At 67.0% G+C, this 23,364-nt stretch carries 25 protein-coding genes; 14 read left to right on the forward strand and 11 right to left on the reverse strand.

All coding sequences use genetic code 11. The features are described 5' to 3' along the window. The first annotated feature begins 3 nt into the window (after positions 1 to 3). From BLR03_RS10355 to BLR03_RS10380, 6 genes are read left to right on the forward strand one after another with little or no spacing between them, the layout of a single operon-like run. The gene (locus BLR03_RS10355; protein WP_091252260.1) at positions 4 to 228 is read left to right on the forward strand and encodes a V-type ATP synthase subunit F; all 225 of its coding nucleotides are present in this window, start codon (positions 4 to 6) and stop codon (positions 226 to 228) included. Further along, entirely contained in the window at positions 225 to 746 is a 522-nt protein-coding gene (locus tag BLR03_RS10360; protein WP_091252262.1) for a hypothetical protein, read from the forward strand. Before BLR03_RS10355 ends, BLR03_RS10360 begins: the two co-directional genes overlap by 4 nt. Further along, positions 734 to 2,482 (forward strand): V-type ATP synthase subunit A, encoded by a 1,749-nt coding sequence (locus tag BLR03_RS10365; protein ID WP_091252264.1) that lies wholly within the window; start codon positions 734 to 736, stop codon positions 2,480 to 2,482. Before BLR03_RS10360 ends, BLR03_RS10365 begins: the two co-directional genes overlap by 13 nt. Further along, positions 2,479 to 3,924, forward strand: coding sequence for a V-type ATP synthase subunit B (locus BLR03_RS10370; RefSeq protein ID WP_091252266.1), 1,446 nt, complete (start codon positions 2,479 to 2,481; stop codon positions 3,922 to 3,924). Before BLR03_RS10365 ends, BLR03_RS10370 begins: the two co-directional genes overlap by 4 nt. Beyond that, on the forward strand, positions 3,921 to 4,577 hold the full coding sequence (locus BLR03_RS10375) for a V-type ATP synthase subunit D (RefSeq protein ID WP_175460487.1): 657 nt from the start codon (positions 3,921 to 3,923) through the stop codon (positions 4,575 to 4,577). The genes BLR03_RS10370 and BLR03_RS10375 overlap by 4 nt, the downstream gene beginning before the upstream one ends. Continuing rightward, entirely contained in the window at positions 4,574 to 5,008 is a 435-nt protein-coding gene (locus BLR03_RS10380; RefSeq protein ID WP_091252270.1) for a universal stress protein, read from the forward strand. The genes BLR03_RS10375 and BLR03_RS10380 overlap by 4 nt, the downstream gene beginning before the upstream one ends. A 61-nt stretch (positions 5,009 to 5,069) precedes the next feature. Here the strand turns inward: BLR03_RS10380 and BLR03_RS10385 are convergent, their stop codons facing one another. From BLR03_RS10385 to BLR03_RS10395, 3 genes are read right to left on the reverse strand one after another with little or no spacing between them, the layout of a single operon-like run. After that, positions 5,070 to 6,170 (reverse strand): ABC transporter permease, encoded by a 1,101-nt coding sequence (locus tag BLR03_RS10385; protein ID WP_091252272.1) that lies wholly within the window; start codon positions 6,168 to 6,170, stop codon positions 5,070 to 5,072. Further along, the gene (locus BLR03_RS10390; RefSeq protein ID WP_139184515.1) at positions 6,170 to 7,279 is read right to left on the reverse strand and encodes an ABC transporter permease; all 1,110 of its coding nucleotides are present in this window, start codon (positions 7,277 to 7,279) and stop codon (positions 6,170 to 6,172) included. Before BLR03_RS10390 ends, BLR03_RS10385 begins: the two co-directional genes overlap by 1 nt. Continuing rightward, positions 7,276 to 8,214 (reverse strand): ABC transporter ATP-binding protein, encoded by a 939-nt coding sequence (locus BLR03_RS10395; protein ID WP_091252276.1) that lies wholly within the window; start codon positions 8,212 to 8,214, stop codon positions 7,276 to 7,278. The genes BLR03_RS10390 and BLR03_RS10395 overlap by 4 nt, the downstream gene beginning before the upstream one ends. A gap of 224 nt (positions 8,215 to 8,438) precedes the next feature. Here BLR03_RS10395 and BLR03_RS10400 point away from each other — a divergent pair, with 224 nt between their 5' ends. The 3 genes from BLR03_RS10400 to BLR03_RS10410 are packed head-to-tail and all read left to right on the forward strand — an operon-like array spanning position 8,439 to position 10,861. Then, positions 8,439 to 9,503, forward strand: a complete 1,065-nt coding sequence (locus BLR03_RS10400) for a hypothetical protein (RefSeq protein ID WP_091252278.1) — start codon at positions 8,439 to 8,441, stop codon at positions 9,501 to 9,503. Between the two features lie 9 nt (positions 9,504 to 9,512). Continuing rightward, positions 9,513 to 10,061 carry a methyltransferase family protein gene (locus tag BLR03_RS10405; RefSeq protein WP_254788373.1) on the forward strand — a complete coding sequence of 183 codons (549 nt, stop codon included), beginning with the start codon at positions 9,513 to 9,515 and terminating at the stop codon, positions 10,059 to 10,061. Between the two features lie 11 nt (positions 10,062 to 10,072). Continuing rightward, a complete protein-coding gene (locus BLR03_RS10410; protein ID WP_091252280.1) occupies positions 10,073 to 10,861 on the forward strand; it encodes a GNAT family N-acetyltransferase in 789 nt (262 codons plus the stop codon). Positions 10,862 to 11,236: 375 nt separating this feature from the next. Here the strand turns inward: BLR03_RS10410 and BLR03_RS10415 are convergent, their stop codons facing one another. The 4 genes from BLR03_RS10415 to BLR03_RS10430 form a co-directional block, all read right to left on the reverse strand. Then, entirely contained in the window at positions 11,237 to 11,995 is a 759-nt protein-coding gene (locus tag BLR03_RS10415) for a VOC family protein (RefSeq protein ID WP_091252282.1), read from the reverse strand. Between the two features lie 100 nt (positions 11,996 to 12,095). Then, entirely contained in the window at positions 12,096 to 13,148 is a 1,053-nt protein-coding gene (locus BLR03_RS10420; protein WP_091252285.1) for a threonine/serine dehydratase, read from the reverse strand. Positions 13,149 to 13,242: 94 nt separating this feature from the next. Continuing rightward, complete coding sequence (locus BLR03_RS10425; RefSeq protein ID WP_217639760.1) at positions 13,243 to 13,560, reverse strand: Hpt domain-containing protein; 318 nt, start codon at positions 13,558 to 13,560, stop codon at positions 13,243 to 13,245. A gap of 384 nt (positions 13,561 to 13,944) precedes the next feature. Then, positions 13,945 to 14,367 (reverse strand): DUF3159 domain-containing protein, encoded by a 423-nt coding sequence (locus BLR03_RS10430; protein WP_139184516.1) that lies wholly within the window; start codon positions 14,365 to 14,367, stop codon positions 13,945 to 13,947. 1,002 nt (positions 14,368 to 15,369) lie between these two features. On the opposite strand from BLR03_RS10430, the gene BLR03_RS10440 reads away from it, so the two are divergent. From BLR03_RS10440 to BLR03_RS10460, 5 genes are all read left to right on the forward strand, one after another. Beyond that, a complete protein-coding gene (locus BLR03_RS10440; RefSeq protein WP_139184517.1) occupies positions 15,370 to 16,551 on the forward strand; it encodes a zinc-binding dehydrogenase in 1,182 nt (393 codons plus the stop codon). Positions 16,552 to 16,607: 56 nt separating this feature from the next. Further along, positions 16,608 to 17,282, forward strand: a complete 675-nt coding sequence (locus BLR03_RS10445) for a hypothetical protein (protein ID WP_139184518.1) — start codon at positions 16,608 to 16,610, stop codon at positions 17,280 to 17,282. A gap of 31 nt (positions 17,283 to 17,313) precedes the next feature. Further along, positions 17,314 to 17,769 (forward strand): SRPBCC family protein, encoded by a 456-nt coding sequence (locus BLR03_RS10450; RefSeq protein ID WP_217639761.1) that lies wholly within the window; start codon positions 17,314 to 17,316, stop codon positions 17,767 to 17,769. 249 nt (positions 17,770 to 18,018) lie between these two features. Further along, positions 18,019 to 18,369 carry a DUF2750 domain-containing protein gene (locus tag BLR03_RS10455; protein WP_091252297.1) on the forward strand — a complete coding sequence of 117 codons (351 nt, stop codon included), beginning with the start codon at positions 18,019 to 18,021 and terminating at the stop codon, positions 18,367 to 18,369. Positions 18,370 to 18,645: 276 nt separating this feature from the next. After that, positions 18,646 to 19,305, forward strand: a complete 660-nt coding sequence (locus BLR03_RS10460) for a Type 1 glutamine amidotransferase-like domain-containing protein (RefSeq protein WP_091252410.1) — start codon at positions 18,646 to 18,648, stop codon at positions 19,303 to 19,305. A gap of 468 nt (positions 19,306 to 19,773) precedes the next feature. On the opposite strand, the gene BLR03_RS10465 is transcribed toward BLR03_RS10460, so the two are convergent. From BLR03_RS10465 to BLR03_RS10480, 4 genes are all read right to left on the reverse strand, one after another. Then, positions 19,774 to 20,814, reverse strand: a complete 1,041-nt coding sequence (locus BLR03_RS10465) for an NAD-dependent epimerase/dehydratase family protein (RefSeq protein ID WP_091252299.1) — start codon at positions 20,812 to 20,814, stop codon at positions 19,774 to 19,776. A gap of 133 nt (positions 20,815 to 20,947) precedes the next feature. Next, positions 20,948 to 21,448, reverse strand: coding sequence for a DinB family protein (locus tag BLR03_RS10470; protein WP_091252301.1), 501 nt, complete (start codon positions 21,446 to 21,448; stop codon positions 20,948 to 20,950). Between the two features lie 74 nt (positions 21,449 to 21,522). Continuing rightward, positions 21,523 to 22,185, reverse strand: a complete 663-nt coding sequence (locus BLR03_RS10475; RefSeq protein ID WP_091252303.1) for an MBL fold metallo-hydrolase — start codon at positions 22,183 to 22,185, stop codon at positions 21,523 to 21,525. Then, a complete protein-coding gene (locus BLR03_RS10480; RefSeq protein WP_091252306.1) occupies positions 22,182 to 23,267 on the reverse strand; it encodes an S-(hydroxymethyl)mycothiol dehydrogenase in 1,086 nt (361 codons plus the stop codon). The genes BLR03_RS10475 and BLR03_RS10480 overlap by 4 nt, the downstream gene beginning before the upstream one ends. Positions 23,268 to 23,364 lie beyond the last annotated feature (97 nt).

Raw genomic sequence — 23,364 nt, forward strand, 5'->3', positions numbered from 1 at the left:
ACGATGCCCGGAACCATTGCCGCGATTGGTGAACTGGCGTTGCTGGACGGGTTCCGGCTCGCCGGCGTCGTCATCTTCACCGGTTCCACGGATGAGGAAATCCGCCGCGCGTGGACGGCACTGCCCCCGGACACGGCCATCGTGATCCTCACCCCCCGTTCTGCACGCGCGCTGGAGCCGGCCCTGACCGATCCCCTCTCGCCCATGACCGTGGTGCTTCCCGCATGAGCGGGCTGTCACCGGAAGCAGACGCCACATTGGAGCCGGTGCGGCGGGCACTGCGCTCGGCGGCCGAACAGCAGGCCGCTGAGCTCAAAGACGACGCAAGCCGGCAAGCCGGTGCCCTGCTGGATGCCGCACGGGCCGAAGCCGCAGCGATCCTCGCCGCAGCAGTGAAGGAAGGCGAAGACGCGGCCCGCTCCGAGGCGGCACTACGCTCAGCGCGGGCCCGCCGCCAGGCCCACGAGCTGGTCCTGGCACAGCGCAGTTCCCTCCGGCTGGAACTGCACCGCCGGGTGCGGGAGGCTGCGGCCGGACTCACGTCAGACCCGCGCTACCCGGAACTGGTGGCACGGCTGACAGTACTGTGCCGGCAACTGCTGGGCCCTGATGCCCTCGTGACAGAGACCCTCGAGGGCGGCGTCTTCGCCGAGACCGGTCCGCGCCGCCTGGACCTTTCCCTGCCTGTACTGGCTGAGATGACCCTGGACGCCATGCCCGCGGCGCGTGAGCTGTGGACCCCGTAACGGCCCGGCGGGTCGGCACCGTGGTGCGTGTCAGCGGACCTCTGGTGGAGATCGAGGGGGTGGAAGGACTGTCCATGCTGGAGTTGATCGCCGTCGGTCCCCGGCGCATCAGCGCCGAAGCTGTCGCCATTGCAGGGAACCGGGCAACCTTGCAGGCCTATGAATATACCGGCGGGTTGAAAGCCGGCGATGTTGCCGTCCCCACGCGTGATGAGCTCGCGGGCCTCATGGGGCCGGGACTGTTGGGACACGTGTTTGACGGGTTGATGCGGCCGTTGTCGTCCGCGCCGATGTGGCTGACCCCGGAGCGGTCCGGATCCGCGGAAGACCCCGCGGTGTTGGCCCGCGATTGGACCTTTCAACCGGCGGCGGTGCCCGGCACCACTGTCTCTGCCGGCCAAGTCCTGGGCACGGTCCCCAATTCCGGGGCGGTGGAACACCGGGTCCTGGTGCCGGCGGGCGTGTCCGGCGAGCTCAGCTGGCTGGCCCCGGAGAGTCGGGTCCACGTCCTCGACACCGTAGCCGTGATCGGCGGCCGCGAGGTGGAGCTGGCCGAACGCTGTCCCGTGCGCCGGCCGCGTCCTTTCCAGTCCAGGCACTCCGGCACCGTGCCGCTGCATACCGGCCAGCGGGTCCTGGATCTGATATTTCCGGTGGCGCGCGGGGCCGCGGCAGCGGTGCCAGGCGGCTTCGGTACAGGGAAGACACTCCTGCTGCAGCAAATCGCCAAGTGGAGCGACGCCGACGTGATTGTCTATGTGGGCTGCGGGGAGCGGGGCAACGAGATGGCTGATGTCCTCGACGGACTCTCCCAGCTCGAGGACGGGCGGACCGGCGGGAAGCTGATCGAACGCACCGTCATTATCGCCAACACTTCCAATATGCCGATGATGGCGCGAGAGGCCAGTATCTTCACCGGGATCACGGTCGCCGAGTACTACCGGGACATGGGGTACGACGTCGTCGTGATCGCGGACTCGACCTCCCGGTGGGCCGAAGCTTTGCGTGAATTCGCCAACCGCAACGGCGACCTTCCTGCCGAAGAGGGCTACCCGGCGAATCTTGCGTCCGAACTTGCCTCCTTCTACGAGCGGGCCGGCCGCGTGACAACGCTCGGTGGGATGACCGCCTCCGTCACTGTGATCGGGGCCGTTTCGCCGCCCGGCGGCGACATGACGGAACCCGTAACCACGGACTCCCAGCGCTTCGTCCGCTCCCTGTGGACGCTGGACCGCGACCTCGCCTATTCCCGGCATTATCCGGCGGTGAGCTGGACAGGCTCGTTCGCCCGCGACGCGGAAGCACTCGGCAGCTGGCATGCGGCCAACGGGGATCCGGGCTGGGCCGAGCGCCGGGCCCGGGCCGCCGCCCTTCTGGCGGAGTCAGACCGATTGGCCGAACTGGCGGAGATCATCGGGACATCGTCGCTGCCGGGCCACGAACGGATGGTGCTGCTCGGCGGGCGCCTGCTGCGCGATGGCGTGCTAATGCAGAACGCGCTCAGCGTCAACGATGGTTTCTGTTCGGCGGACAAAGGTGCCGCTCTGCTGGATCTTGTGCTCGACGTCGTTGATTCCTGCCAGAGACTTGTGGAAGGGGGCGTGGCAGCCACCACGATCGAACAAGCCGATCTCGGTCGGGTGCTTCGCGCCCGTGAGGAAACGGGTCCGTCGGACGCGGCCGCTGTCCAAGCCCTCAGCGGCGAGGTACTCAAGGCATTGGAGGCCCTGCAATGAATGATGCAACAGCCTCGGCATCCGACGGTGCCGGGTCCGTCCCGTTGTCGGCAGGCTTCGCCGCGCAGATCTCCTACGGAGATGTGCGGGAGCTCCGCGGGCCGCTACTCATTGCGGGCGGGGTTGATGGCGTTGGCTGGGATGAATTTGCCACCATCGACATGGACGGCGGCGAGCGGCGCCATGGCCTCGTCCTCGAAGTGGACCAGGACCTCGCGACGTTGCAGGTCCTCGAGAGCACCGACGGCATGTCGCTGGGAGGAATCCGGATCCGCTTCGAGGGCCGTCCCCTTCACGTCCAGGTGGGAACGGAGTGGCTCGGCAGAGTTTGCAATGGACGTGGGGAACCGCTCGACGGCGGACCGCCCGTGACGGGCACGGCAAGCCTGCCGGTCAGCGGTTGGCCGCTGAACCCGGTCTACCGGCAGCCCCCGCAGGAACCGGTCCTGACCGGCATCTCGGTCATCGATGCCTTGACCACGCTGGTCAGGGGACAGAAACTCCCCATCTTCTCCGTTCCGGGTCTGCCACACCTGACGCTGGCGACCCAGATCGCGGCACAGGCGACGTCAGGCGGCCACTCATTCCGGGTGGTGTTCGCCGCCATGGGGCTGACGCACGCGGATATCGCGTATGTGCGTGACCGTCTTGAAGAACGCTCCGCCGGGAAGGAGTTGGTGCTCCTGCTCAACGCTGCCGACGATCCCGTCATTGAACGGATCCTCACGCCGCGGATCGCGCTGACGATTGCCGAACAACTCGCCTACACTGAGGGCCACGACGTTCTGGTGATCATGTCGGACATGACCAGTTATGCCGAAGCGGTTCGGGAAGTGTCTGCGGCGCGGCGGGAGATCCCGGCCCGGCGGGGCTACCCCGGCTACCTCTATAGCGATCTCGCCACCCTCTATGAGCGGTGCGGGCGGGTCAAGGACCACGATGGTTCCGTCACCATCGTTCCGGTGCTGACGATGCCGGCCGGCGACATCACCCATCCGGTACCGGACCTGACCGGCTACATCACGGAGGGGCAGATTGTCCTTGCGCCCGACATTGCGGCACGCGGCATATACCCGCCGGTGGACGTCCTGTCCTCGCTGTCCCGACTCATGCGCAGCGGCGCGGGCAAAGACCGGACCCGCGAGGACCACCTTGACGTGGCCGCCCAGGTTCTTGCCGCCATGGCGCGCGCGCGGCAGGCGGCGGAACTGGCGGAACTAGTGGGTGCGGCGGCGCTGAGCGAAACCGACCGCAGCTACATCCACTACCGGGAATTGGTGGAAACGGGTCTCTTCAACCAGGGGCGCGACGAAATCAGGTCCCTGGACGACACCCTGGGCAGGGCATGGGCGGCGCTGGGTGCGCTTCCGGAACAGGAGCTGACCATGGTTTCGACCGCGTTCCTGGAACGGTATCTTCCCCATCGGGAAGGCCGGCCATGACCAGCACGGGCCGGGCAGGCAAGGTCCGGGTGGAGCGCCGGCTGATGACAGCCCGCCACGGCGCGCGCCTGCTGGACCGGAAGCAGCACATCCTGGCGGACGAGCTGGAACGGTTCCAACTTCGCATGGAACTGAGCCGGGCGGAGTGGGAGGAGCTGGCCAAGGAAGCAGCGCTCTGGCTGCGTCGGGCTGCCGCCCTGGACGGCAGCATGCGGATTGAGGCAGCGGCTCCGCTGGAGCCCGCCTGGGTCAGCGTGCCGTGGGGCAGCGCCATGGGTGTGCTGTATCCGGAGGACCCCGAGTGCCGGCTCCCGGCGGCGCCACACGCGGGGGGAAGCTCGGCCTTGTCCTACGCGGCCGCCGTTCATCGCAGGGCTCTCGAGGCCGGGGTGCGCTACGCCGCGGTGCAGCGTGCGGAACTGCTGCTGGCTGCCGAACTCGCCGCGACCCGGACCCGGCAGCGGGCGGTTGAAAACCGCTGGATTCCCAGACTGGAAGATGAACTGCAGAGTATCCGGCGGCAGCTTGACGCGCAGGAACTTGAAGAGAGCCTGCGCCTGCGCTGGGCGGCTGACCGGAACTCAGGAAACACGGGAACCACAGGAAACTCAGCAATCCTGGCGCAGGATTCCGACACGAGGGGGACCCGATGAGCGATGTGATCTTGGTGGCAGTCAATGACTCCCGGGCAGCTTTCCGCGCAGCGGAAGTGGCCGTCGAGTATGCGCGCCGGTTGGGCGCGAGCCTGCGGGTCGTGACGGTCAGGGACCCCGGGGCGCTTGATAGACATCCCGGTGCCATCGACCCGGCCGCCTTGGCCAGACATGCGGATCTGGCAGCCGAGGCCGCGCTCCGCCACGTGGCCGCGCTGGGGGCGGCGGCAGGAGTGCAGGTGTCTCTTAGCCGTCGCTCTGGCCGGGTTGCGGCCGAAATCCTGGCCGAGGCCCGCGAAGCCAAGGCGGCCCTGATCGTAGTGGCGTTGGTGGACCGTCCCGGCAGTGCAACCCGCTACATCGGCAGCCACACCCTGCGTGTTCTGGAGTTCTCCGGTGTTCCCGTGATGGTGGTTCCTCTGGGGGAGTGATCTCGAGTACCGAGGTTCCCGTCCCCGACGTTTCGGGGCCAAGCCTTCCTCCGGGGCGGCCCTAAAAGGCCTCAAGCCGCCGCCGGAGTGACATGATGCCCAAGACCAGGCCGCCTGTGGCCGTCAGCACCAGCACCGCCACGTCCCGGCCAAGGTTGTCGGTCGACTGGTAGAAGATCGCGGCCTCCAGCGCATCCACCCCGTAAAACGTCGGCGTGAAGTGCGCTATGGTCTGAATCCACCCGGGCAGGAACGCCGCGACGCTGATTCCGCCGCTCAGGAAGAAGAGGTAGATCGCCACATTGATCCCGGCCGCCGATACCGGCGCAAACCGGCGAAAGGTGGCTCCAAGGGCGGCCCCGACCCCGGCCGCCGCGAGTGCGATCAGCCCGATCACGGCCAGCGCCGGCAGCCAGTACCAGCCCGCCGGCCGCAGGAAGCCCGAGACCGCCGACAGGACCAGCACCAGCGCTGCCACCAGCATGGTGGTCACCCAGCATCCAAGGATCTTCCCGGCGATCAGGGCACCACGGCCGATCGGTGCAAGCAGCAGCGCCTTGATGGTCAGGTCCTCAAATTCCCGGGCGGTGGCCAGCCCGCCGTTGACGACACCCATGAGCGTCAGCAGCAGCACGAGGATGGGCACCAGTTCGAACTGCACGAGGTCAACGTCATGCGGCCTCAGATCCGACTCGGCGACGCCGACCATGATGGGGTTGTCCGGCTCGCCCTCGTAAAAGCGCGTGATCGCCGTCGGCAGCGATCGGCGGAGGTCGTTGGTGAAGTCCAGGTTCAGATTGTTGATCCGGATCTGTACCGGGTCCGGCCGGTGCATCCGGTAGTCGTCGTCGAAGGAGACAGGGATGGTGATCACGGCGGCCACCTGGAGGGTGTCGAGCAAATGCGCCGCCTCATCCGGTGTTGCGGCCTGGACGCGGAACGCGTCGGAGTCATTGAGGATCGAGACCAGGCGCTGAGCCTGCGGGCCGGTGTCCTCGGCCACCACTGCCACCGGATTGCGGCCGGTTGCCCCCGCCACGACGAAGATGATCAGCAAGAAGGCGATCGGCGGCAGCAGGCTGACCGCGATCGCCGAGGGTGTGCGCACCCACGTCACGATGTCTTTGGCCGCGATGGCAAGCACCGCCCGGAGGGACCCCATCAGTGCGCGACCCCCCGGCGACCGAAAACAAACGCGGTGAGCGCGACTGTCAGAAGGGTGAACCCTGCCAGGACCATCGTGTCGACGGTCAGGTCCTGGGTGGCCGTCTGGAAACCGTGAAAAGCGTGCTGGAAGGCGGCGATCGCATAGGTGAGCGGGGACACGGCCGCGATCGCCCCGGGAACTTCGCCCAGCCAGTTCGCCGGTCCGAACGGACCGCTCAGAAAGAACAGCGGCAGGACGCAGGCGATGGAGAGCGGGATCGCCTGCTGGCGCCGGCGGACCAGTGTCCCGACCAGCACACCGAGGGCAAGAAAGGCGGCGATCATCAAAAGGCCAAACCCAAGTACCTCCAGGGGATGGAGGGGCTGCACCCCGATCACCAGGATGACGACGCCCAGCACCAGAATGGCCGACGCTGCAGTGAGCGCGGCTGCGCCAAGAATTTTTCCGAGCCCGATCGCAAGCCGGCTAACCGGGGCCAGTGCCAGTTCCTTGATGGTTCCCAGCTCGTAGTCCCGCGCGGCGTTGACGCTTCCCTGCAACAGCGCGGCGAGCATCAGCCCGGCCACCACGATGCTGACGGCCAGGTAGGGAATGTAGCCGGTGTCGTGCTCCTGGACGTCGGACTCGAGCGCCCTCACGACGACCTGTTCAGGGAACGCGTTGGCGTAGAAGGATGTTATGGACAGCGGCACCGCCCGCCGGATGTCGTTGGTGAAATCGACGTTGAGGTTGTTGAGCTCGACCGGGATGTCCACCCGTCGTCCGGTGTTGAGCGCGGCATCAAAGTCTTGCGGTACCGTCACGACGGCGACGACGGTTCCCGCGCGGATCTCGCGCTCCGCGTCGGCCGGGGAGGCCGTATGGATGATAAACGACTGAGAGTTCTCCATGGCCTGAACGAATTGCCCGGCCAACGGTCCCCGGTCATTCATCACCACAGCGATCGGCGCCTGGCCCCCGCTGATGGCGAACAGCAGGAACAGCAGCAAGAAGTTGATCGGGATGATGATGCCGGCTATCGCGAACAGCGGTTCCCGGAGGGTGAGGCGGATGTCGACCGCCGCGACGGCCCGGACCACACGCAGGCTGTGTCGGAGGCTCATTCCCTGAGCTCCTTGCCTGTCAGGCTCAGGAAGACCTCGTCCAGGCTCGGTTCCCGGCTCTGGATCTCCTCGAGGCTCGTGGATTCGACCACCGCCGTCACCACCTTGCCGGTGACGGCGGCGCCCCCTTCCACAGTGACCTTCAGCCATTCGTCGGCAGCGACAGCGGAAACCACACCGGGCAGGGCGCGGACTTTCCGGACGATGTCCTCCGTCGGCACCGGCTGGGTGCGCATTTCCAGGACCGTGTCACCGAAGCTGCGGCGAAGGTTCGACGGCGAGTCCAGCGCCACGAGGCGCCCGCGGTCGATGATGCCCAGCCGGTCACAGAGGACGTTCGCCTCTTCGAGGTAGTTCGTGGTGATGAGCACGGTGGTTCCGCGCTCTTTGAGCTCGAGGATCCGGTCCCAGAGCGCGCGCCGGCTCTGCACATCGACTCCCAGGGCGGGCTCGTCGAAGTAGAGCAGCTCGGGTTCGTGGAGCAGTGCCCGGACCAGGGCCAGACGTCGTTTCATGCCGCCGGAGAAGGTGGAGACGCGGCTCTTTCGCCGCTCGTCCAGCTGCGCGAGCTCGAGCAATGACGTGATCCGCTTCTCGAGGCCCTTCCGGGGCACGTCGAAGAGGTCGGCGTGAAAGCGGAGGTTGGCCTCGGCCGTGAGCTCCTCGTAGAGGGCGTTCTCCTGCGGCACCGTCCCCAGCGAACGTCGGATCCTCTGAGGATCCACGAGCATGTCCACGCCAAGGACCGTGACCGCGCCGGAGGTCGGACGGCTCAGGCCGCTGATCATGTTGATGGTGGTTGTCTTGCCGGATCCGTTGGGCCCGAGCAGGCCGAAGATTTCCCCGCGTTCGACCCGCAGACTGAGGTTGTCGATGGCGGTGAAGGAGCCGAATCTTTTGGTGACTTCTGTGAGCTCGATGGCCGTTTCGGTCATGCCCCTACCTCCTTGGGCCACAGGCGCGGTGACCGGCCGGCAGTCTCATCGGGCGGCCCCACGGCTCCATGATGGGACGGGGCCGAACAAAACACAACCGGTCGCGGATACGCATCTGGCGGATGGACCCCGGAAGGTCCACGCTTTAAGGAGTCGGGCTGCAGCCCGACGTCGGGCGGTGCCGGATCGCCGAGCGCGGTCTGCGGAGTGCGAGGAGAACGACCATGGTTGACACGGCAGCCCCGGCTCTCAGGACCGGCGTCGGGCGGGACCTGGTCACAGAACTGCTGGGCATCTGGCTCCTCCTGGCGGTCTTCCTGGATGGCTGGGCACACCTCCACGTTCCCGGACTGGAAACGTTCTTCACCCCCTGGCACGCCGCTCTCTATTCCGGCCTCCTTGCTATGGCAGCGTGGACGGCCACCGTGATCTGGAGGAACCGCGAGCCCGGGCAGGCGCTCGCCCGCGCGATACCTGCCGGTTACCGGGGCACGGTGGTTGGAGTTGTCCTTTTTGCCGTCGCCGGTGTTCTGGACCTGGCATGGCATGAAATCCTGGGAATCGAAGTCTCGCTCGATGCGCTGGTAAGCCCCACCCATTTGCTGCTGGGCTTTAGCCTCTTCCTCATACTCGGCACCGGCGTCCGCAGCGCACGGGCCCGTGGCCGGTCGGGCGCCGTCGCGTTGTCGGCGCCGGCGCTGCTGGCCGTCGCCCTGATGACCGGTCTGGGCGCCTTCTTCCTCATCTACTGCTCGGCCTTTGTCCGGACCGCTCCGGCGGTCCCATACGTCCCGACGCCGATCGGCAGTCCCGGCCACACCCAAGCGGAGATGCCCGCGGCGATCGGCATGGCCAGCTACCTGGTGACCACGGCACTGATCATCGCTCCGTTTCTCTACACCTGGTCGGGAGCCCTGCGGCCACCTCGCGGCATCGCCGCCATGCTGGTCGCCGTCGTGGCGTGGCTGCCCCTGGCGATGTCGGGATTCCGCCCGGCAGGTGTCGCCGGAGCGGCGGGTGCCACGCTAGCTGCAGTTGTGGTGGATGTGCTGCTCGCCCGAAGGGGCGGCCAATTGACCCGCCGCCGGCTGCCGGCGGTCAGCGCGGTACTGGCGGCTCTTATCTGGACAGGCCAGATGATCGGGATCGCCCTGGTGTCAGGGATTGGATGGCCGGTGTCGATGTGGCTTGGGGCCATTGTGCTGAGTTCGGCAGTGGCTGCCGGTCTTGCCTTCGTCAGCTCCTGGAACACCGGGACCATGCCAACCCAGGAAACAACGCACGCTTAGGAGGCTCAAATGATCAGCATGACGGCATCCGGAGAGACGTCGCGGGAGAAGAGGCTCGCAGCCATTGGCACGGCGGTGTTCGCCGTCGCGCCGGCGACGGCGGCCGGACTCGTTCCGTGGTTGTTGACGCGCTGGAAGGTGAAGCGGCCGGTGCCGGGCGGACTGCCCGCGCAATGCGCCGGCGTCGTGCTCATCGGCGCGGGCGCGGCAGTGATCACAAGTTCGTTTGTCCGGTTCGCCGTCGAGGGCCAGGGGACCCCGGCCCCCTTTGCGCCGACGAAGCATTTGGTGGTCGGCGGCTGGTACCGATACGTGCGCAACCCCATCTATGTCGCCCTCGCCGCCTCGATTACCGGGCAGGGCCTCTTGCTGGGGCAGCCCAGGCTCTTTGCCCTTGCCGCCGTGGGTGCCGCCCCCGTGGCCGCGTTTGTGGTACTCCACGAAGAGCCCACGCTGGCACGGACGTTCGGCTCTGAGTATGAGATGTACCGCGCCAATGTCCCGCGCTGGCTGCCCAGGCTCACTCCCTGGCGGGACGGATCCGCCGCGCCGTTGTAGCGTGGAGGCCGATGACACTTTCGACGCAGCTTCTTACGGCCTATGACCAGCAACTCCGAACAGATGCGGAGACCCCGAGCGCGCTCGCCGTTGAACTACTGGGGCCGTTGCGTCTGGTGACGTTTGCCGGCGGCCGAGGCTTCGTGACCTATCGGGACCTCGGTGGCGCCGGCGCGCCGACGATCGCGCGATGGGTGGGCGAGGCACTGGCGTTCTACCGCAGCGATCCAGCCATCGTGCGGGTCGAGTGGAAAACCCGTGGACACGATGATGCACCCGGACTCCATGACGCGTTGCTCGCCAACGGATTTGAGCCCGATGAGCCCGAGTCGATCATGATCGGGCCAGCCGAGGCGTTGACCGTGGATGTGCAACTTCCGCCCGGCGTCAGCCTCCGCCGCGTGAGCGAGGAACGGGACATCCGCGCCATGAGCGCAATGCAGGACGAAGTCGTCGGCGTTTCCGTCTCCAACGGCAATGCCGACGCAATCCTGGCCCGCGCGGCACGCGACGACGGGATGGAACTCTGGGTGGCCGAACATCAGGGATCGATGGTGAGTGCGGGGCGCCTCGAACCGGTTCCTGACACGGAATTTGCCGGCATCTGGGGCGGGGCGACGCGCGCCGAGTGGCGCGGCCAAGGCATCTACCGGGCCGTTACCGCGGCCCGGGCCCGGGCCGCGCTGGCGATGGGCAAGACACTCATCCACAGCGATTCAACCGAGTATTCACGCCCTATTCTGGAACGCTACGGTTTGCTCCGGGTTTCAACAACCACCCCGTATCGCTGGCGGCGCTGACGATCTTGAAGTCCGGCACGGGGCGGTCACCAGTCAGAACCAGAGCGTGGCTGTGCCGGAGAACTCGTCGTCGTCTCCTTGCCGCCGCCGTTTCTCAGCAGGAGGGCCGGGGCCGGCGGCTGCCGGGCGCCGTCGAAGACCCCGTGCAGGTGCGCGCCCGTGCGCGTCGTCACCAACTGCAGGGCAAACGACGTCGGTCATTCCGCAAGCCGTTAGTTGCAGGCCCGCAAACACGAGCGCAGCGGCAGAGCGAAAGATCCCCCACTTCGACCTCATCGCGCCAGTCTTCCACCCGGAGGCGGAGAAGGCACACACGGCAGGTTCGAGAACTAGGGGGTGCAGGCCGTCCAAATTACGGCCAGACCATGGAATGGGTCAGCCGGCGGTGGCGCTGACCGCGATGGTGCCGCCCTGGGGGTCGCGGATCACCGCGCTGCGGAATCCCGGTGTGTCCATCGGTGCCATCAAGACGCTGCCACCTAGGGCGACGGCGTGCCGGACAAGGGAATCCGCATCGCGGACGGCGAAGTTGACACTCCAATGCGGCGGGACCGCGACGCCGTCCGTCGCCGTCACTACGGCGACCACGAGACCTGAGCGCCGCCACAGCGAGAAGGGGGCGCCCGGCACGGGCTCGAGTTCCCAGCCAAACATTGCGCCGTAGAAGGCCTGGGCTCGCTCGACATCCGTGGTGTGAAGTGAGCTCATCGCCCAGGAGTTCGGCTCATTGGCCAGCTCAGCGCCGTCGTTCTCGCCAGCCTGTCGCAGGCAGAACGGGACGCCGGTGGCGTCGGCAAGGACGGCGACGCTGCTGTCGTTGCCGGCCCCGAACAGTCCCAGATGCCTACCTCCCGATTGCTCGGCACGAGCCACGGTCTTCGCGACGTCGTCGACACGCACGTGGGTCGTCCACCCAGGCGGGGACTGCGGCGGCGTCTGTCCGATTCCGGCCACCAGTCGTCCGCGGAGGCGCGCCGCGAAATAATCGCCATCGAGACCGGACGGCATCGGCGTTGGATCGTCGAAACTCCAGCCAAATAGTGGTCCGTAGAAGTCCTTGGCGGCCCGGGGATCTGGCTGGAGAGTGTCAACCCAACATGGCGCACCGACTGAGGAGATATCACGCGCTGTCATTGAGGAGCCTTCCTATTGGTGGAACCCTCTTGATCGGGTCGGGCCATAGTTCGGCAGGGACATTGTTTCCCGTCTCCGGGCATTCAAGCAAGGTCGAACGTCAGTCGGCCGCAGACTGAGTCCGTGCTGGTGGCGGCCCCGGAAGAACGCCGACCGGGCAACGGTCCCGCTCGCATGTGCCCCCGGTCTTTGCCGGACGCTGCCAGGATGCGGGCGTCGGGATTGTCTCCAGCGTGGAGGCGTCCGTGTTGGCCCCGCACACGATCACCGCCACCCGTTCCCCTTGACGGGGCGTGTAGGCACCGGAAGTGAGCGCAGCGAAGGCCGCGGCCGCGCCGTACTCGGCGGGGATGCGGTACTCGCTCCACAGCTGTTCCCGGGCGGACACAATGGCGGCATCGTCCACGAGGACGGAGACCGGCGGGACACGCGACGTCATGCTGAACGCGATCTCACCCAGGCGACGGGCGCCCAAGGAGTCCGCCGCGATCCCGGAAACGGGCACATCGACCGGCCGGCCGGCGTCGAGAGCCGCGTGCAGGGTAGGAATATTGAAAGGTTCCACCGCTACGACGCGCGCGCGGCCCGCGGCAGCGGCGGCGACGCCCGCGTACAGGCCGCCCCCGCCGACGGCGACGACGATCGTGTCGATGCCGGGCTCATCCTCCAGGATCTCTTCGGCGAGCGTGCCTGCCCCCGCGGCGATCTCAAGCTGGTCGTAGGCATGGCAGAACAGTGCACCGCTGGCTTGCACATACTCCATGGCAGCCGCATAGGCCTCCGCGTACTCGGCGCCGACCTGACGGACGGTTGCCCCGTATCCAAGGAGGCGCTCGACCTTCACGCGCGGTGCCGTCTCCGGCACGAACACCGTCGCCGGAACCCCCAGCACCGCTGCGGCGTAGGCATGTGCCAGGCCCGCGTTGCCGCCGGACGCCGCCACCACGCCGATCTCAGGATCAAGTTCTCCGCGCTCGCGAGCGGCGAGAAGACGGTTGAAGGCCCCACGGGCCTTAAAAACACCGGTGTGTTGCAGGAACTCGCACTTGAACCAGAGCGGGGCAGTGGGAGTGCCTCCGCGGAGCAGGGGCGTGCGCCGCACATAGCCGTTGGTGCGCCGCGTTGCCTCGAGCACATCGCTTCGTTTGATCACGGATTCTCCCTCAGATTGCCTCGCCGATACGGTCGCAAGAATAACGCGTCGCCGCCGGTACGGTTTCCAAAACTGCCGCCGAGTAGGCCCCGGGTCAGCCGTCAGCGTCCGGAGGCATGCTGGCGAGCACGTCCGTCAAAGCTGGGCGGAGGTCTGCCGCGATGCGGGGGAGTGCGTCGGCGTTCGGGATCCGGCCCTCGCGCAGTTCCTTCTCGAGGCCTGTGCAGTAGCGGGTCAACTGCTCCGCTCCAACCATTGCCGAGCTTGTCTTCAGGCTCAGGACTGCACCGAGCGCAGCCGCCAGATTCGCGGTGCCCAGAGCCGTTTGCACCTGCGTCAGGCGGTCCTGGAGCAGGGCGAGGAAGTTGGATGCAAACGTTGCTGCAGCGGTGCGCCCTACGTGGACAACCAACTCCTGGAGCTTTGATTGGTCCAATACCTGAGGTGGCCCCGGCTGTGCGCCGCTAGGTGGCTGCCCGGCCCCGCGATCGGGCTGCGCAGCCCCGGTAGGCGGTTTGCCCGCAGCGTCCCCCAACGTCATTGCCTCAGCCTAACCGGTGCAGCGGACCCGCCGCTTCACAGTCTTGCTGTGAGCCTCTTCACGATGTAGCCTTCCAATCAACTTGTGATGCTTATTAAGCAACAGAGCATCGACCGCAGGTGTAATTTGGGCTGGGCTCTCCTGCAGGGGCCCGTTAGGAGGCGCTTGATTACCCCGAGTGTCCTGCCTGCCTTGTTCGAAAAGCGTAGCGGTCCTACTGAGGCAATGGGCTTCTTATGAGCTGCGATAGAGCCGTCAGGAAGACCACGCTGCTTGCCGTCGTTTCAGGTCCCAGGCCGTCCAGGCGATGAGGGCGGCGAAAACGGTCACTGCCAGGGCGGCCGAAACCCCCACCATGACGTGAATAGGCAGCAGATGGACCAGGACCGCCCGCGTGCTGGCTTCAGCAATCAGTCCCGACCCCAAACGGCGGAAACCTTCAGGTGCCAGCGGTGCACGGCCGGGTTGCGGTGGAATTCCCGGTCCATTTCCCCGGCGCGCTCCGGACTCCAGGTCTTGGCTGCGTCCAAAGTCAGGGGATGTCCCAGGGGCGGCCAAAACCAGAAACGAAACACCAAGGCCGCCGGTGATGGCCGAGTCCTTGAGCAGCAGAAACCGCGCGTCACCGGTAAGGAAAGAAAGGCCCAGACCGAGTCCGAAGACGATGACCATCAGCATCGCAAACTGGTTCAGGGAATGTCCCTTGAACGCGGTCCACAACAGCCGGCAGGCGGCTGCTCCCGTCGCCCCCAGCGTCCGCTAAACGACCTCCGGCCGAGACGGCATACCAAGCCTTCCCCGAGACCGGGGACCAGGCGCTTAGTTGCCCGAATTCGGGGAATCGCCGCGACGGGGACCCCGCCGAAATCGGTGATCACCGGAGCCGCCGTCTTCAGCTCCCCTCCGCTTATGACCAAGAGCTTCACCGGCCAGCAACGCCATGCTAGGTCCGGGTAGGAAGCGTCGTCAACAGGCCCGGAACCAGGTTGAATCGCCTCGGGATGCTCCTATTTCTGTCGATTCATGGCTCGGGGTGTCTGGGCGGCCAACCACGGCCACAACATAGGGCCACTGGCCCACGTCCCAGCCGTCACAGCCGTCACAGCCCAGCTGGGAACGACGGCCCAGCCTTCGTAACCACCGGCGCACCGCCGGTGGTTGGTGGCCCGGGGCACGAGGCGGGCTTTAGAAGCTGTAGCGCAGGATTCGAGCTTTGCGGGCCATGCCTGGGATTCTCCCGGAGAGCCGAGTCGCCAGTCGTAACCAAGTCGGGAAAAGCTCCACCTCGGGGGCATGGGCCAAGCTAGTCTCCTCGACCAGTCTCAACCGCTGGTCCCACACCTCGGGCTGGTGTGCGTCCTTGAACCCGGGATAGCCACTCCCTTGACTGGAGGCGACCTTGAACATCCGCTGCGGAGCGAGCTTGACTGCGATCCTGCTCGCCCAGCCGATGCGGCCGGCATCGTTGAAGGCCAGTTCCCCCGACTGAAAGTGGGCGGTCACCCTATTGAACAACGAAATAGTGAATTTGCAGCGCTTAGTGGCCGATGATGAGGGTTCTGAGATCTGCGTGCGAGGCGAATGGCCCTGTTCTGCGCCTCCGGGAGTTGTGACAGTGGAGAGGAACCACGCAGTGGGTTCTTTCCTCTCACTCCTGAGATCGTGCTCCTGGAGGTTCTCATGGCAGCTGTACGGGCATTTGTCGGGATCCACGCGATCCCGTCACACTCCGATCTTGCCTTGCTCTTGTCCTGGGGCCGCGTCGTGCGCGCCGGGGGGACTCCCCACCCGGACGCCCTCGCGGCCCTTCGTGCAGCGGAGACAACGCAGCGGTCGGGACCCGCGGAGTACCGCAGCGTGGTCGCGGTCCGGGCGGGCGGCCCGGAGGTGCTGGAGGTCGTGCGCCGCACGCTGCCGGAACCCCGAAGGGGTGAGACGCGGGTCCGGGTCGAGGCCTGCGGCGTGAGTGCCGTCGATGTGCAAATGCGCCAAGGACTGTCGACATATCCGCCGCGGTTCCCATTCACCCCCGGCTACACCGCTGTAGGCGTGGTGGACGCCGTGGGGGAAGGCGTCACCGCCGTCGCACCGGGGGATCGGGTGGTGGTACTGACGGAGACGGGCGGATACGCAGAGTACGTCTTCGTGCGCCGGCACCCGATGATGCGGATCCCCGACGGCCTGGATGCGGGTGAGGTGGTGGCCGTGGCCCTGAACTACCTGGTTGCCCACCAGGCACTCTCCCGTGCTGCCCGGATCCAGCGCGGGCAGGTGGTCCTGGTCACCGGGGCCGCCGGTGGAATCGGCACGGCCATAGTGCAGCTCGGTCAGCTGCTGGGATTGAGGATGTACGGGGCCGCCGACGCCGCGAAGTACCCCTGGCTCACCGACCACGGGGTGGTGCCCATCGGCTCGCGGGGTGCGGACATCGTGGACGCCGTGGACGCCGTGCGGCGTCTCGAGCCTGAGGGGTTGGACGCGGTGCTCGACGGGTTGGGCGGCGAGTGGGTGGAGCATGCCCTGACGGTGCTCCGCTCCGGGGGTGTGCTGGTGGAGTACGCCAATCCCGGAAGCCCCGGCAGGACCCTGCGCCTGCTGCTCCGGGCGGTCCGCCACAACCTGGCCGGGCGCGGGGCGAGGATCCGGTCTTACAGCACAGGGCTGTGGCGGCTTGACCGCCGTCCGTTGCTGGCGGCCTGGGCCACCCTCTACGAGATGCTCGAGGCCGGGCGGATCCGTCCGGTGATCGCAGGCCGCCTCCCGCTGTCGGAGGCGGCCCGGGCCCACACGCTGCTGGAGGGCGGAGACGCCATCGGCGCCCTCGTCCTGATCGCGTCGCCGGCGGAATCCGCAGAGGGATGACAGGCGTCGGCGCCGGCGCAGCTGGACGCCGGATATATGGACGAAGGGATCCCCTTATGAGCGCGGCACGGGCGCAACCGTCCGAACCAGATGCTGGAGGCGCAGCTGCCCCCCGGCTGCTCATGGACCGGTTCCTGCCGGAATACGACCTCTCCATCGTGCACGCAGACGTCGTCCGGGCACCCCCGGCCGAGTGCTACGAGGCTGCCCGCGAGATGGACCTCTTCCAGGCCCCGCTGGCCCGGGCCCTGCTCGGCCTCCGGGCACTGCCGCAACGTGTGGCAGAGACCGTGAGGGGACGCGGGAGGACACCCGGCGCCGCAGCGCCCCGGGGGACGTTCCGGCTCAAGGACATGGTCGGCCTGGGCTGGATCCTGCTCGGTGAGACCCCGGGGGCGGAGATGGTCCTGGGCCAGGTGAGCCGGCCCTGGAAGACTGTCGCAGCCTCTGCAGATGTACCGACCACCCCCGAGCAGTTCGCCGGCTTCAGCCAGCCGGGTTACGCCAAGATCGCCGCCGGCCTGAGGATCGATCCCTACGGGGCCGGCTCCTCGATCGTGACGGTTGAGACGCGTGTCGCCATCAGGGACGAGAAGAGCCGCCGCCGCTTCCGCCGCTACTGGGCGCTCGTCGGCCCCTTCAGCTCCTTCATCCGTCGAATGGCGCTGCGCCAGCTCGCCCACGAACTCCGACGACCCGGCCCGCCAGACAACGGTGCAGCCGGGGCGTGAAACCCAGGGTGCGCACAGATGCGCCCGTGGCATGAAAGCAGAGAACATCATGACGACGATCAAGGGCTCCATCCTCATCCGACGCCCAGTCGAGGAAGTCTTCGACTACGTCGCCGACGAGCGCAACGAGCCCGGCTACAACCCGCAGTTGCAAAGTGTCGAGAAGACCACGCCCGGACCGATCGGTGCCGGCACCCTATGGCACGTCGTGGCAACCTCGGGGAAGCGGAGCACGCCCTTCGAACTGGAGGTCACCGAGTACACGCGGCCAAGCCGCCTCGGATCCATGACCCGCATGGCCACCGCAGACATCAATGGAGCCCTCACCTTTGTTCCCGACGCCGGCGGAACACGGATGAGCTGGTACTGGGACCTCAGGCCCAAGGGAATGCTGAAACTTGCCACCCCGCTGTTCGCTGCAGTGGGGCGCAGGCAAGAGAAGCGGATCTGGTCCAGCCTCAAGGCACACCTCGAGAGGTCCTCCTAGAGCCACTCCAATGACCGTCACTGCACACACGCGGGCCGCCTCGCGCATCCAAACCGACGGCAGTCCCTTTCGCGCATTCGCAGAGATTCGGGGCGGTTCCGTCACTCACCAAATCTATCGTCTGCCCGGACGCTGAGTCTGCTAGTTCCGCGCCCGCTAGCCGATCCCTCACGGGGGCGCTCTCGCCTGCTTTTGGGGTCAGGGAATCTTGGTCGGACCCGGTCGAGGGCAGTGATTTAGGCTGTGCATGTGAGTATCAGCGCGGCCCAGGCGAGCCGCTTCTACCGAGAGATCATCCTGCACCAGCAGGTGTGGGGAATCCGTGATTCGGGTGGCTTCCCTGCGCCCTTCAACGGAGATGGCGAACGCAGCATGCCGTTCTGGTCGCTCCAAAGCAGAGCCGAGAAGGTGGTAAGCAGCGTTGCAGCCTATCGAGCCTTCGAAGTAGAGGCAATCCCCCTTGCCGTGTGGCGCACGCGGTGGATTGACGGACTCGACCGGGACGGCATTCTCGTGGGCCTCAACTGGTCGGGCGTGCGCGCAACGGGTTATGACATTCAGCCACGCGAGGTCCGCGCTGGACTCGAGGCCATCGAATAGGACCCCAATAGAGCCACTGTCGGACCGACCGGTGAAGGACCCTTACCGGGACGGTCAGCAGGGTCGGCCAGCGCCGGGCGGTATTTCTCTCATGGATGGACAGACGAACGTGAGGTCTGCGTCCATGCCGAACTGTGGACAAAGTTTGACTGGGTGTGTACCTATTGAAGGGCCGAGCACCAGACGGGCGTGCTTTCCGGATTTGTCGGTGAGTTCCAGCCCGTTCCCGCGGTATCGGGCACATCCACCATCCACGCGCGGACTCTGGAGGCACGTTTGAAGCTCTTGCTTACCTCAGGCGGCGTGACCAACCCGAGCATTCACTCGGCGCTCGTGCAGCTTCTCGACAAGCCGGTCGCCCAGTGCCGCGCCCTGGTCGTCCCGACAGCGCAGTGGGGCCACCCGATGTGCGGACCGGCATCGGTGCGGGGCCTCCTGGCCGCCGAGCACGACTTCCGTCATTTGTCCGGCCTGGGCTGGGCGTCGCTCGGCGTTCTCGAGCTCACCGCGCTGCCCACCATCGGCGCGGATCGGTGGGTCCCTTGGCTTCGGGAGGCTGACGTGCTCTTGGTCGAAGGCGGCGACGCGACGTACCTGTCCCATTGGATGCGGGAGTCCGGGCTGGCCGAGCTGCTGCCGTCACTTCCCGACACGGTGTGGGTGGGAGTGAGTGCCGGAAGCATGGTGATGACGCCCCGGATCGGGGAATACTTCGTCGAGTGGCCGTCCGCTCCGGATGATCGGACTCTGGGGGTGGTGGATTTTTCGATCTTTCCGCACCTGGACGCTTTCCCGAGCAACACCCTGGCCCACGCAGAGTGGTGGGCCGCCGACATAGGCGTCCCTGCCTACGCCATCGACGAACAGACAGCTATCAAGGTCGCCGACGGCTCCGTCGAGGTGGTTTCCGAAGGACAATGGAAGAAGTTCGGGTGATAGGTGCCCAGCCTTTGTGACGTCGCATGGCTTTTGTGCACAGCAGGGACAGGACGAACAGGGATTGTCTGCGGCGAAAACGGGCAGGTTGGGACTGCCCCCGAACTTGTTGACTCCTTCACCTAAGGCCGCAGCGCCCGGTAATGGATCCGCTTACGGGCACCAGATGTGACATTTAGCGCCGCGAAAACGCCGCCACTTATCGCTGCGAATCACAGCGATCCGGAACCCGCCAAGGCCATTTTCTCCCTCGGGGGAGTTGTGTCCCTTGCTAATCCCTGAGGCCCTCCGGCGGTGGGGCGGGTGATCGACTGCCACAGCAGCGAACAGCGCATCCAACTGCTTGGGAACAAGCCATCTTCTCCCACCGGGTTGCCACGACGGTCCAGACAAATGGCTCAGGACCCCGCGAAGTAAGCGACGAACGGGAGAACATCGTGTTTGCCCGCACCCGGGACGGTCGTGTCCTCAGCGTGCATGAGCACCTGTCGCCCTGCCATGGCCGGTGAGATACGAGTCCTCGAGGTCGTAGTCGGTGAAGTTGCTGAAGAACCGGTCCGCGGCGCCGGGCCGGTTGGCCGCGGAGGCAAGCAGCCAGTCGATTTCCGCCGTCACCGTCGCCGCGTAGGTGCCCACAGGCACGTAACCCAGTGCCGTGGAAGCCTGGGTGTCGAGGACCAGCGGCGGGGTGAAGTTCCAGGGGTGGGCACCCAGTTCGGGATGGTCCCCGGCCTCGAGGAGGATCTCTTCCCACTCGTGGTCGAGGTGGGCCGCGATGGTGCGGGCGATCTCCAGACCGGTGGGCGCATCAGGATCTGCGCTGTTGAGGATCCGTTGTCCCGGGCGGCCGGCGACCGTTTCGATGAGGGCCGCGGTGTTGACGGCGGCAGTCGTATGGTCGCCTCCCGCGCCGGCCGCGGCCAGGAATACCGCGGGGCGGCGGTCGAGGACGCGTTTGACGAACATCCACTCCCGCGGCAGGGCTGCGCCCTCGCCATGAACCTTGGATGGGCGGATGACAGTGACGGGATGCCCGGTGTCGAGCAGCACATGTTCGGCGGCGACTTTGTTGGCGCCGTAGCCCTCGCGGGAATCGTAGCCGCCGTTCAGCGGCTTCATGGTGGGCTGGTCCTCCCGGATGGGATGCGGGAAGCGCGGCGGGACATCGGAGTTGACGTGGTAGCCGGCGTCGTCGGTGTACACGGCTTTGCTGGACAGCATGACTGCAGAGCCGACCCCGGAAAGGTGGGGGAGCAGCAGGCGGGCGTCGGCAGCTGTGTAACAGGCGGCATCAACTACAAGGTCCGCGCCGTTTCCCAGGGCCTGCGCCAGATCGTGTCCGTTGCGCCGGTCCGATGCGAGGAAACGGGCGCCCGCAGCACGGAGAGCGGACGGCATCTTTGACGCGTCCCGGCCCGTGATGCGGACCTGCCACCCGGCCTCCAGGAAACGGTGCGCGACGGCCCGGCCCAGCACACCGGTGCCGCCAAGAATGACTGCCTGTTTCATTCGAACCACCCTAGTGGGCAACTGGCGAGACCGGCGGAGGCTGGGTCAACCATCGAGTGCTCCGTAACTGCCGTCTTCATGGGCGAAAACGGCAGTTCTGGAGCACTCGATCGGGTTTCAGGCACTCACAGCGTTAGCTCCGGGCGGCCAGGATCTGCTCGCGCAGGATGTCCGCGTGACCGCAGTGCTGGGCGAGTTCCCGGAGCATGTGCAGGTAGACCCACCGCAGGGGCAGCGCACCGCGCCGGTTGCCCCGGACGAGGTCGTCAAGATCCAGCGGTGCGGCCGCCCGGCGGGAGTCCTCGCAGGCCCGGCTGTAGGCGGCCTGCAGGCCCGCGATAGTATCGCCCGCATCGAGGATGAACGATTCGTCCGGGGTGGCAGGGATCCCGATCTCCGCCCGGGTCCGGCACGTGATGGCCTCGTCAAACCAGACCTTCTCCACGAACGTGGCGTGCTTGACCAGCCCCAGGAGGGTGGTCCGCGAGGGGACCAGCGATGCCCTGGCCTCCTGCTCCGTGAGCCCGTCCAGGCAGTTGTGCAGTGCCGCCCGGTGCTCGTCGAGGAACGCATCGAACTGGGTCCGCAGGTCCGCGGTGAGGGTTGCCGGATCCATGCTGGGAAGAGGGCTCATGGCCCCTCATCCTATGGCGGGCAGGCCCGGTCCGGAAGTGGCGGACCGGGCCTGCCCGGGGCACCGGTGCGGGGTCAGTGCCCGCGCGCGATCCATTCCTCAAGGTGCGGCGCTTCGGCGCCGATCGTCGTCGGGTCCCCGTGGCCCGTGCGGACCACCGTGTCAGCCGGGAGCGGCAGGAGCCGCTGGCGGATGGACTCGATGATGGTGGGGAAGTCGCTGAAGGACCGCCCGGTGGCCCCCGGGCCGCCCTGGAACAGCGTGTCGCCACTGAACACGGTGTGTTCAGAAACGGCGCCCTCGCTCTCGAGCAGGAAGCACATAGATCCGGGCGAATGGCCGGGGGTGTGCAGTGCCGTGAGCCTGGCCCCGGCGACGTCGAAGGTGTCGCCGTCGGCAATCGCGTGGTCCGGCCCGGTGCCGGGGAACACCCGCTCCCACAGCATCCAGTCGTCCCGGTTCAGGTACACGGGCGCATTCACGAGCGCCCGGACGTCGCCGACGGCGCGGATGTGGTCATCGTGGCCGTGCGTGAGCAGGATCGCGGCGACCTTCCGGCCCGCCACGGCCGCGGCCACGGCAGCGGGATCGTGCGCGGGGTCGATGATGACACATTCGGTGTCATCGCCGACGATCCACACGTTGTTGTCAACGTCCCAGGTGCCGCCGTCGAGCGAAAACGTCCCGGAGGTGACCAGCCGGTCGATCCGCAGGCCGTTCACCGTTCCGCCGCTCACAGTTCCACGACCGAGCGCAGCACAGCACCGGCGTGCATCTTGTCGAAGGCTTCTTCGATCTGGTCGATCGTGATCCGCTCCGTGACGAAGGCGTCCAGGTCCAGCTTGCCCTGCCGGTAGAGACTGATGAGCATGGGGAAGTCGCGCGAGGGCAGGCAGTCGCCGTACCAGGAGGACTTGAGCGAGCCGCCGCGGCCGAACACGTCCAGGAGCGGTAGCTCCAGGGTCATGTCGGGACTCGGGACGCCCACCAGCACCACGGTGCCGGCGAGGTCGCGGGCGTAGAACGCCTGCTTGTACGTTTCCGGGCGGCCGACGGCGTCGATCACGACGTCGGCGCCGAAGCCGCCGGTCAGTTCGCGGATGGCCTCGACCGGGTCGACGGCGGAGGAATCGACGGTATGGGTGGCGCCGAGGTCCTTGGCGCGTTCGAGCTTTTTCGGGTCGATGTCGACGGCGATCACGGTGGTGGCGCCGGCGAGCGCCGCACCGGCGATGGCCGCCACGCCCACCCCGCCGCAGCCGATCACGGCGACGGAATCGCCGCGCTGGACGTTCCCGGTGTTGATCGCGGCGCCGATGCCTGCCATCACACCGCAGCCGAGCAGCCCGACGGCGGCGGGGTCGGCGTCGGGATCCACCTTGGTGCACTGGCCGGCCGCCACGAGGGTCTTCTCGGCGAAGGCGCCGATGCCCAGGGCCGCGCTTAGCTCCGTGCCGTCTTCCAGCGTCATCTTCTGGGTGGCGTTGTGGGTGTTGAAACAGTACTGGGGCTCACCGCGGCGGCAGGCCCGGCACTCGCCGCAGACGGCACGCCAGTTCAGGACCACGCGGTCGCCGGGGGCGACCTCGGTGACGTCCGGTCCGACGGCGCTGACAACGCCCGTGGCCTCGTGGCCGAGCAGGAAGGGGAAGTCGTCGTTGATCGCGCCCTGCTTGTAGTGCAGATCGGTGTGGCAGACGCCGCACGTGAGGATGTCCACGAGGGCCTCGCCGGGACCGGGGTCCGGCACCAGGATCGTCTCCAGGGTGACGTCGGCATTCTTGGAACGGACTACTGCGCCCTTGACTTTATGGACCATGGCATAAGCTCCTCTGCTCGAATCGCGGTTTACCCGCACAACTTACCCGCTAATCTACCTGCACAACCTGCCGGGACAACGGGGGACGGCGCGGCCC

The sequence above is a fragment of the Arthrobacter sp. ok909 genome (assembly GCF_900104405.1).
In the GTDB taxonomy this organism is placed as follows: domain Bacteria; phylum Actinomycetota; class Actinomycetes; order Actinomycetales; family Micrococcaceae; genus Arthrobacter; species Arthrobacter humicola.

Bases quoted from the DNA above. Each gene is read 5' to 3' on its own strand.
- BLR03_RS10355 (WP_091252260.1), top strand. From the start codon at position 4: ATGCCCGGAACCATTGCCGCGATTGGTGAACTGGCGTTGCTGGACGGG.
- BLR03_RS10360 (WP_091252262.1), top strand. From the start codon at position 225: ATGAGCGGGCTGTCACCGGAAGCAGACGCCACATTGGAGCCGGTGCGG.
- BLR03_RS10370 (WP_091252266.1), top strand. From the start codon at position 2,479: ATGAATGATGCAACAGCCTCGGCATCCGACGGTGCCGGGTCCGTCCCG.
- BLR03_RS10375 (WP_175460487.1), top strand. From the start codon at position 3,921: ATGACCAGCACGGGCCGGGCAGGCAAGGTCCGGGTGGAGCGCCGGCTG.
- BLR03_RS10380 (WP_091252270.1), top strand. From the start codon at position 4,574: ATGAGCGATGTGATCTTGGTGGCAGTCAATGACTCCCGGGCAGCTTTC.
- BLR03_RS10385 (WP_091252272.1), bottom strand. From the start codon at position 6,170: ATGGGGTCCCTCCGGGCGGTGCTTGCCATCGCGGCCAAAGACATCGTG.
- BLR03_RS10390 (WP_139184515.1), bottom strand. From the start codon at position 7,279: ATGAGCCTCCGACACAGCCTGCGTGTGGTCCGGGCCGTCGCGGCGGTC.
- BLR03_RS10395 (WP_091252276.1), bottom strand. From the start codon at position 8,214: ATGACCGAAACGGCCATCGAGCTCACAGAAGTCACCAAAAGATTCGGC.
- BLR03_RS10400 (WP_091252278.1), top strand. From the start codon at position 8,439: ATGGTTGACACGGCAGCCCCGGCTCTCAGGACCGGCGTCGGGCGGGAC.
- BLR03_RS10405 (WP_254788373.1), top strand. From the start codon at position 9,513: ATGATCAGCATGACGGCATCCGGAGAGACGTCGCGGGAGAAGAGGCTC.
- BLR03_RS10410 (WP_091252280.1), top strand. From the start codon at position 10,073: ATGACACTTTCGACGCAGCTTCTTACGGCCTATGACCAGCAACTCCGA.
- BLR03_RS10415 (WP_091252282.1), bottom strand. From the start codon at position 11,995: ATGACAGCGCGTGATATCTCCTCAGTCGGTGCGCCATGTTGGGTTGAC.
- BLR03_RS10430 (WP_139184516.1), bottom strand. From the start codon at position 14,367: ATGCTGATGGTCATCGTCTTCGGACTCGGTCTGGGCCTTTCTTTCCTT.
- BLR03_RS10440 (WP_139184517.1), top strand. From the start codon at position 15,370: ATGGCAGCTGTACGGGCATTTGTCGGGATCCACGCGATCCCGTCACAC.
- BLR03_RS10445 (WP_139184518.1), top strand. From the start codon at position 16,608: ATGAGCGCGGCACGGGCGCAACCGTCCGAACCAGATGCTGGAGGCGCA.
- BLR03_RS10450 (WP_217639761.1), top strand. From the start codon at position 17,314: ATGAAAGCAGAGAACATCATGACGACGATCAAGGGCTCCATCCTCATC.
- BLR03_RS10465 (WP_091252299.1), bottom strand. From the start codon at position 20,814: ATGAAACAGGCAGTCATTCTTGGCGGCACCGGTGTGCTGGGCCGGGCC.
- BLR03_RS10470 (WP_091252301.1), bottom strand. From the start codon at position 21,448: ATGAGCCCTCTTCCCAGCATGGATCCGGCAACCCTCACCGCGGACCTG.
- BLR03_RS10480 (WP_091252306.1), bottom strand. From the start codon at position 23,267: ATGGTCCATAAAGTCAAGGGCGCAGTAGTCCGTTCCAAGAATGCCGAC.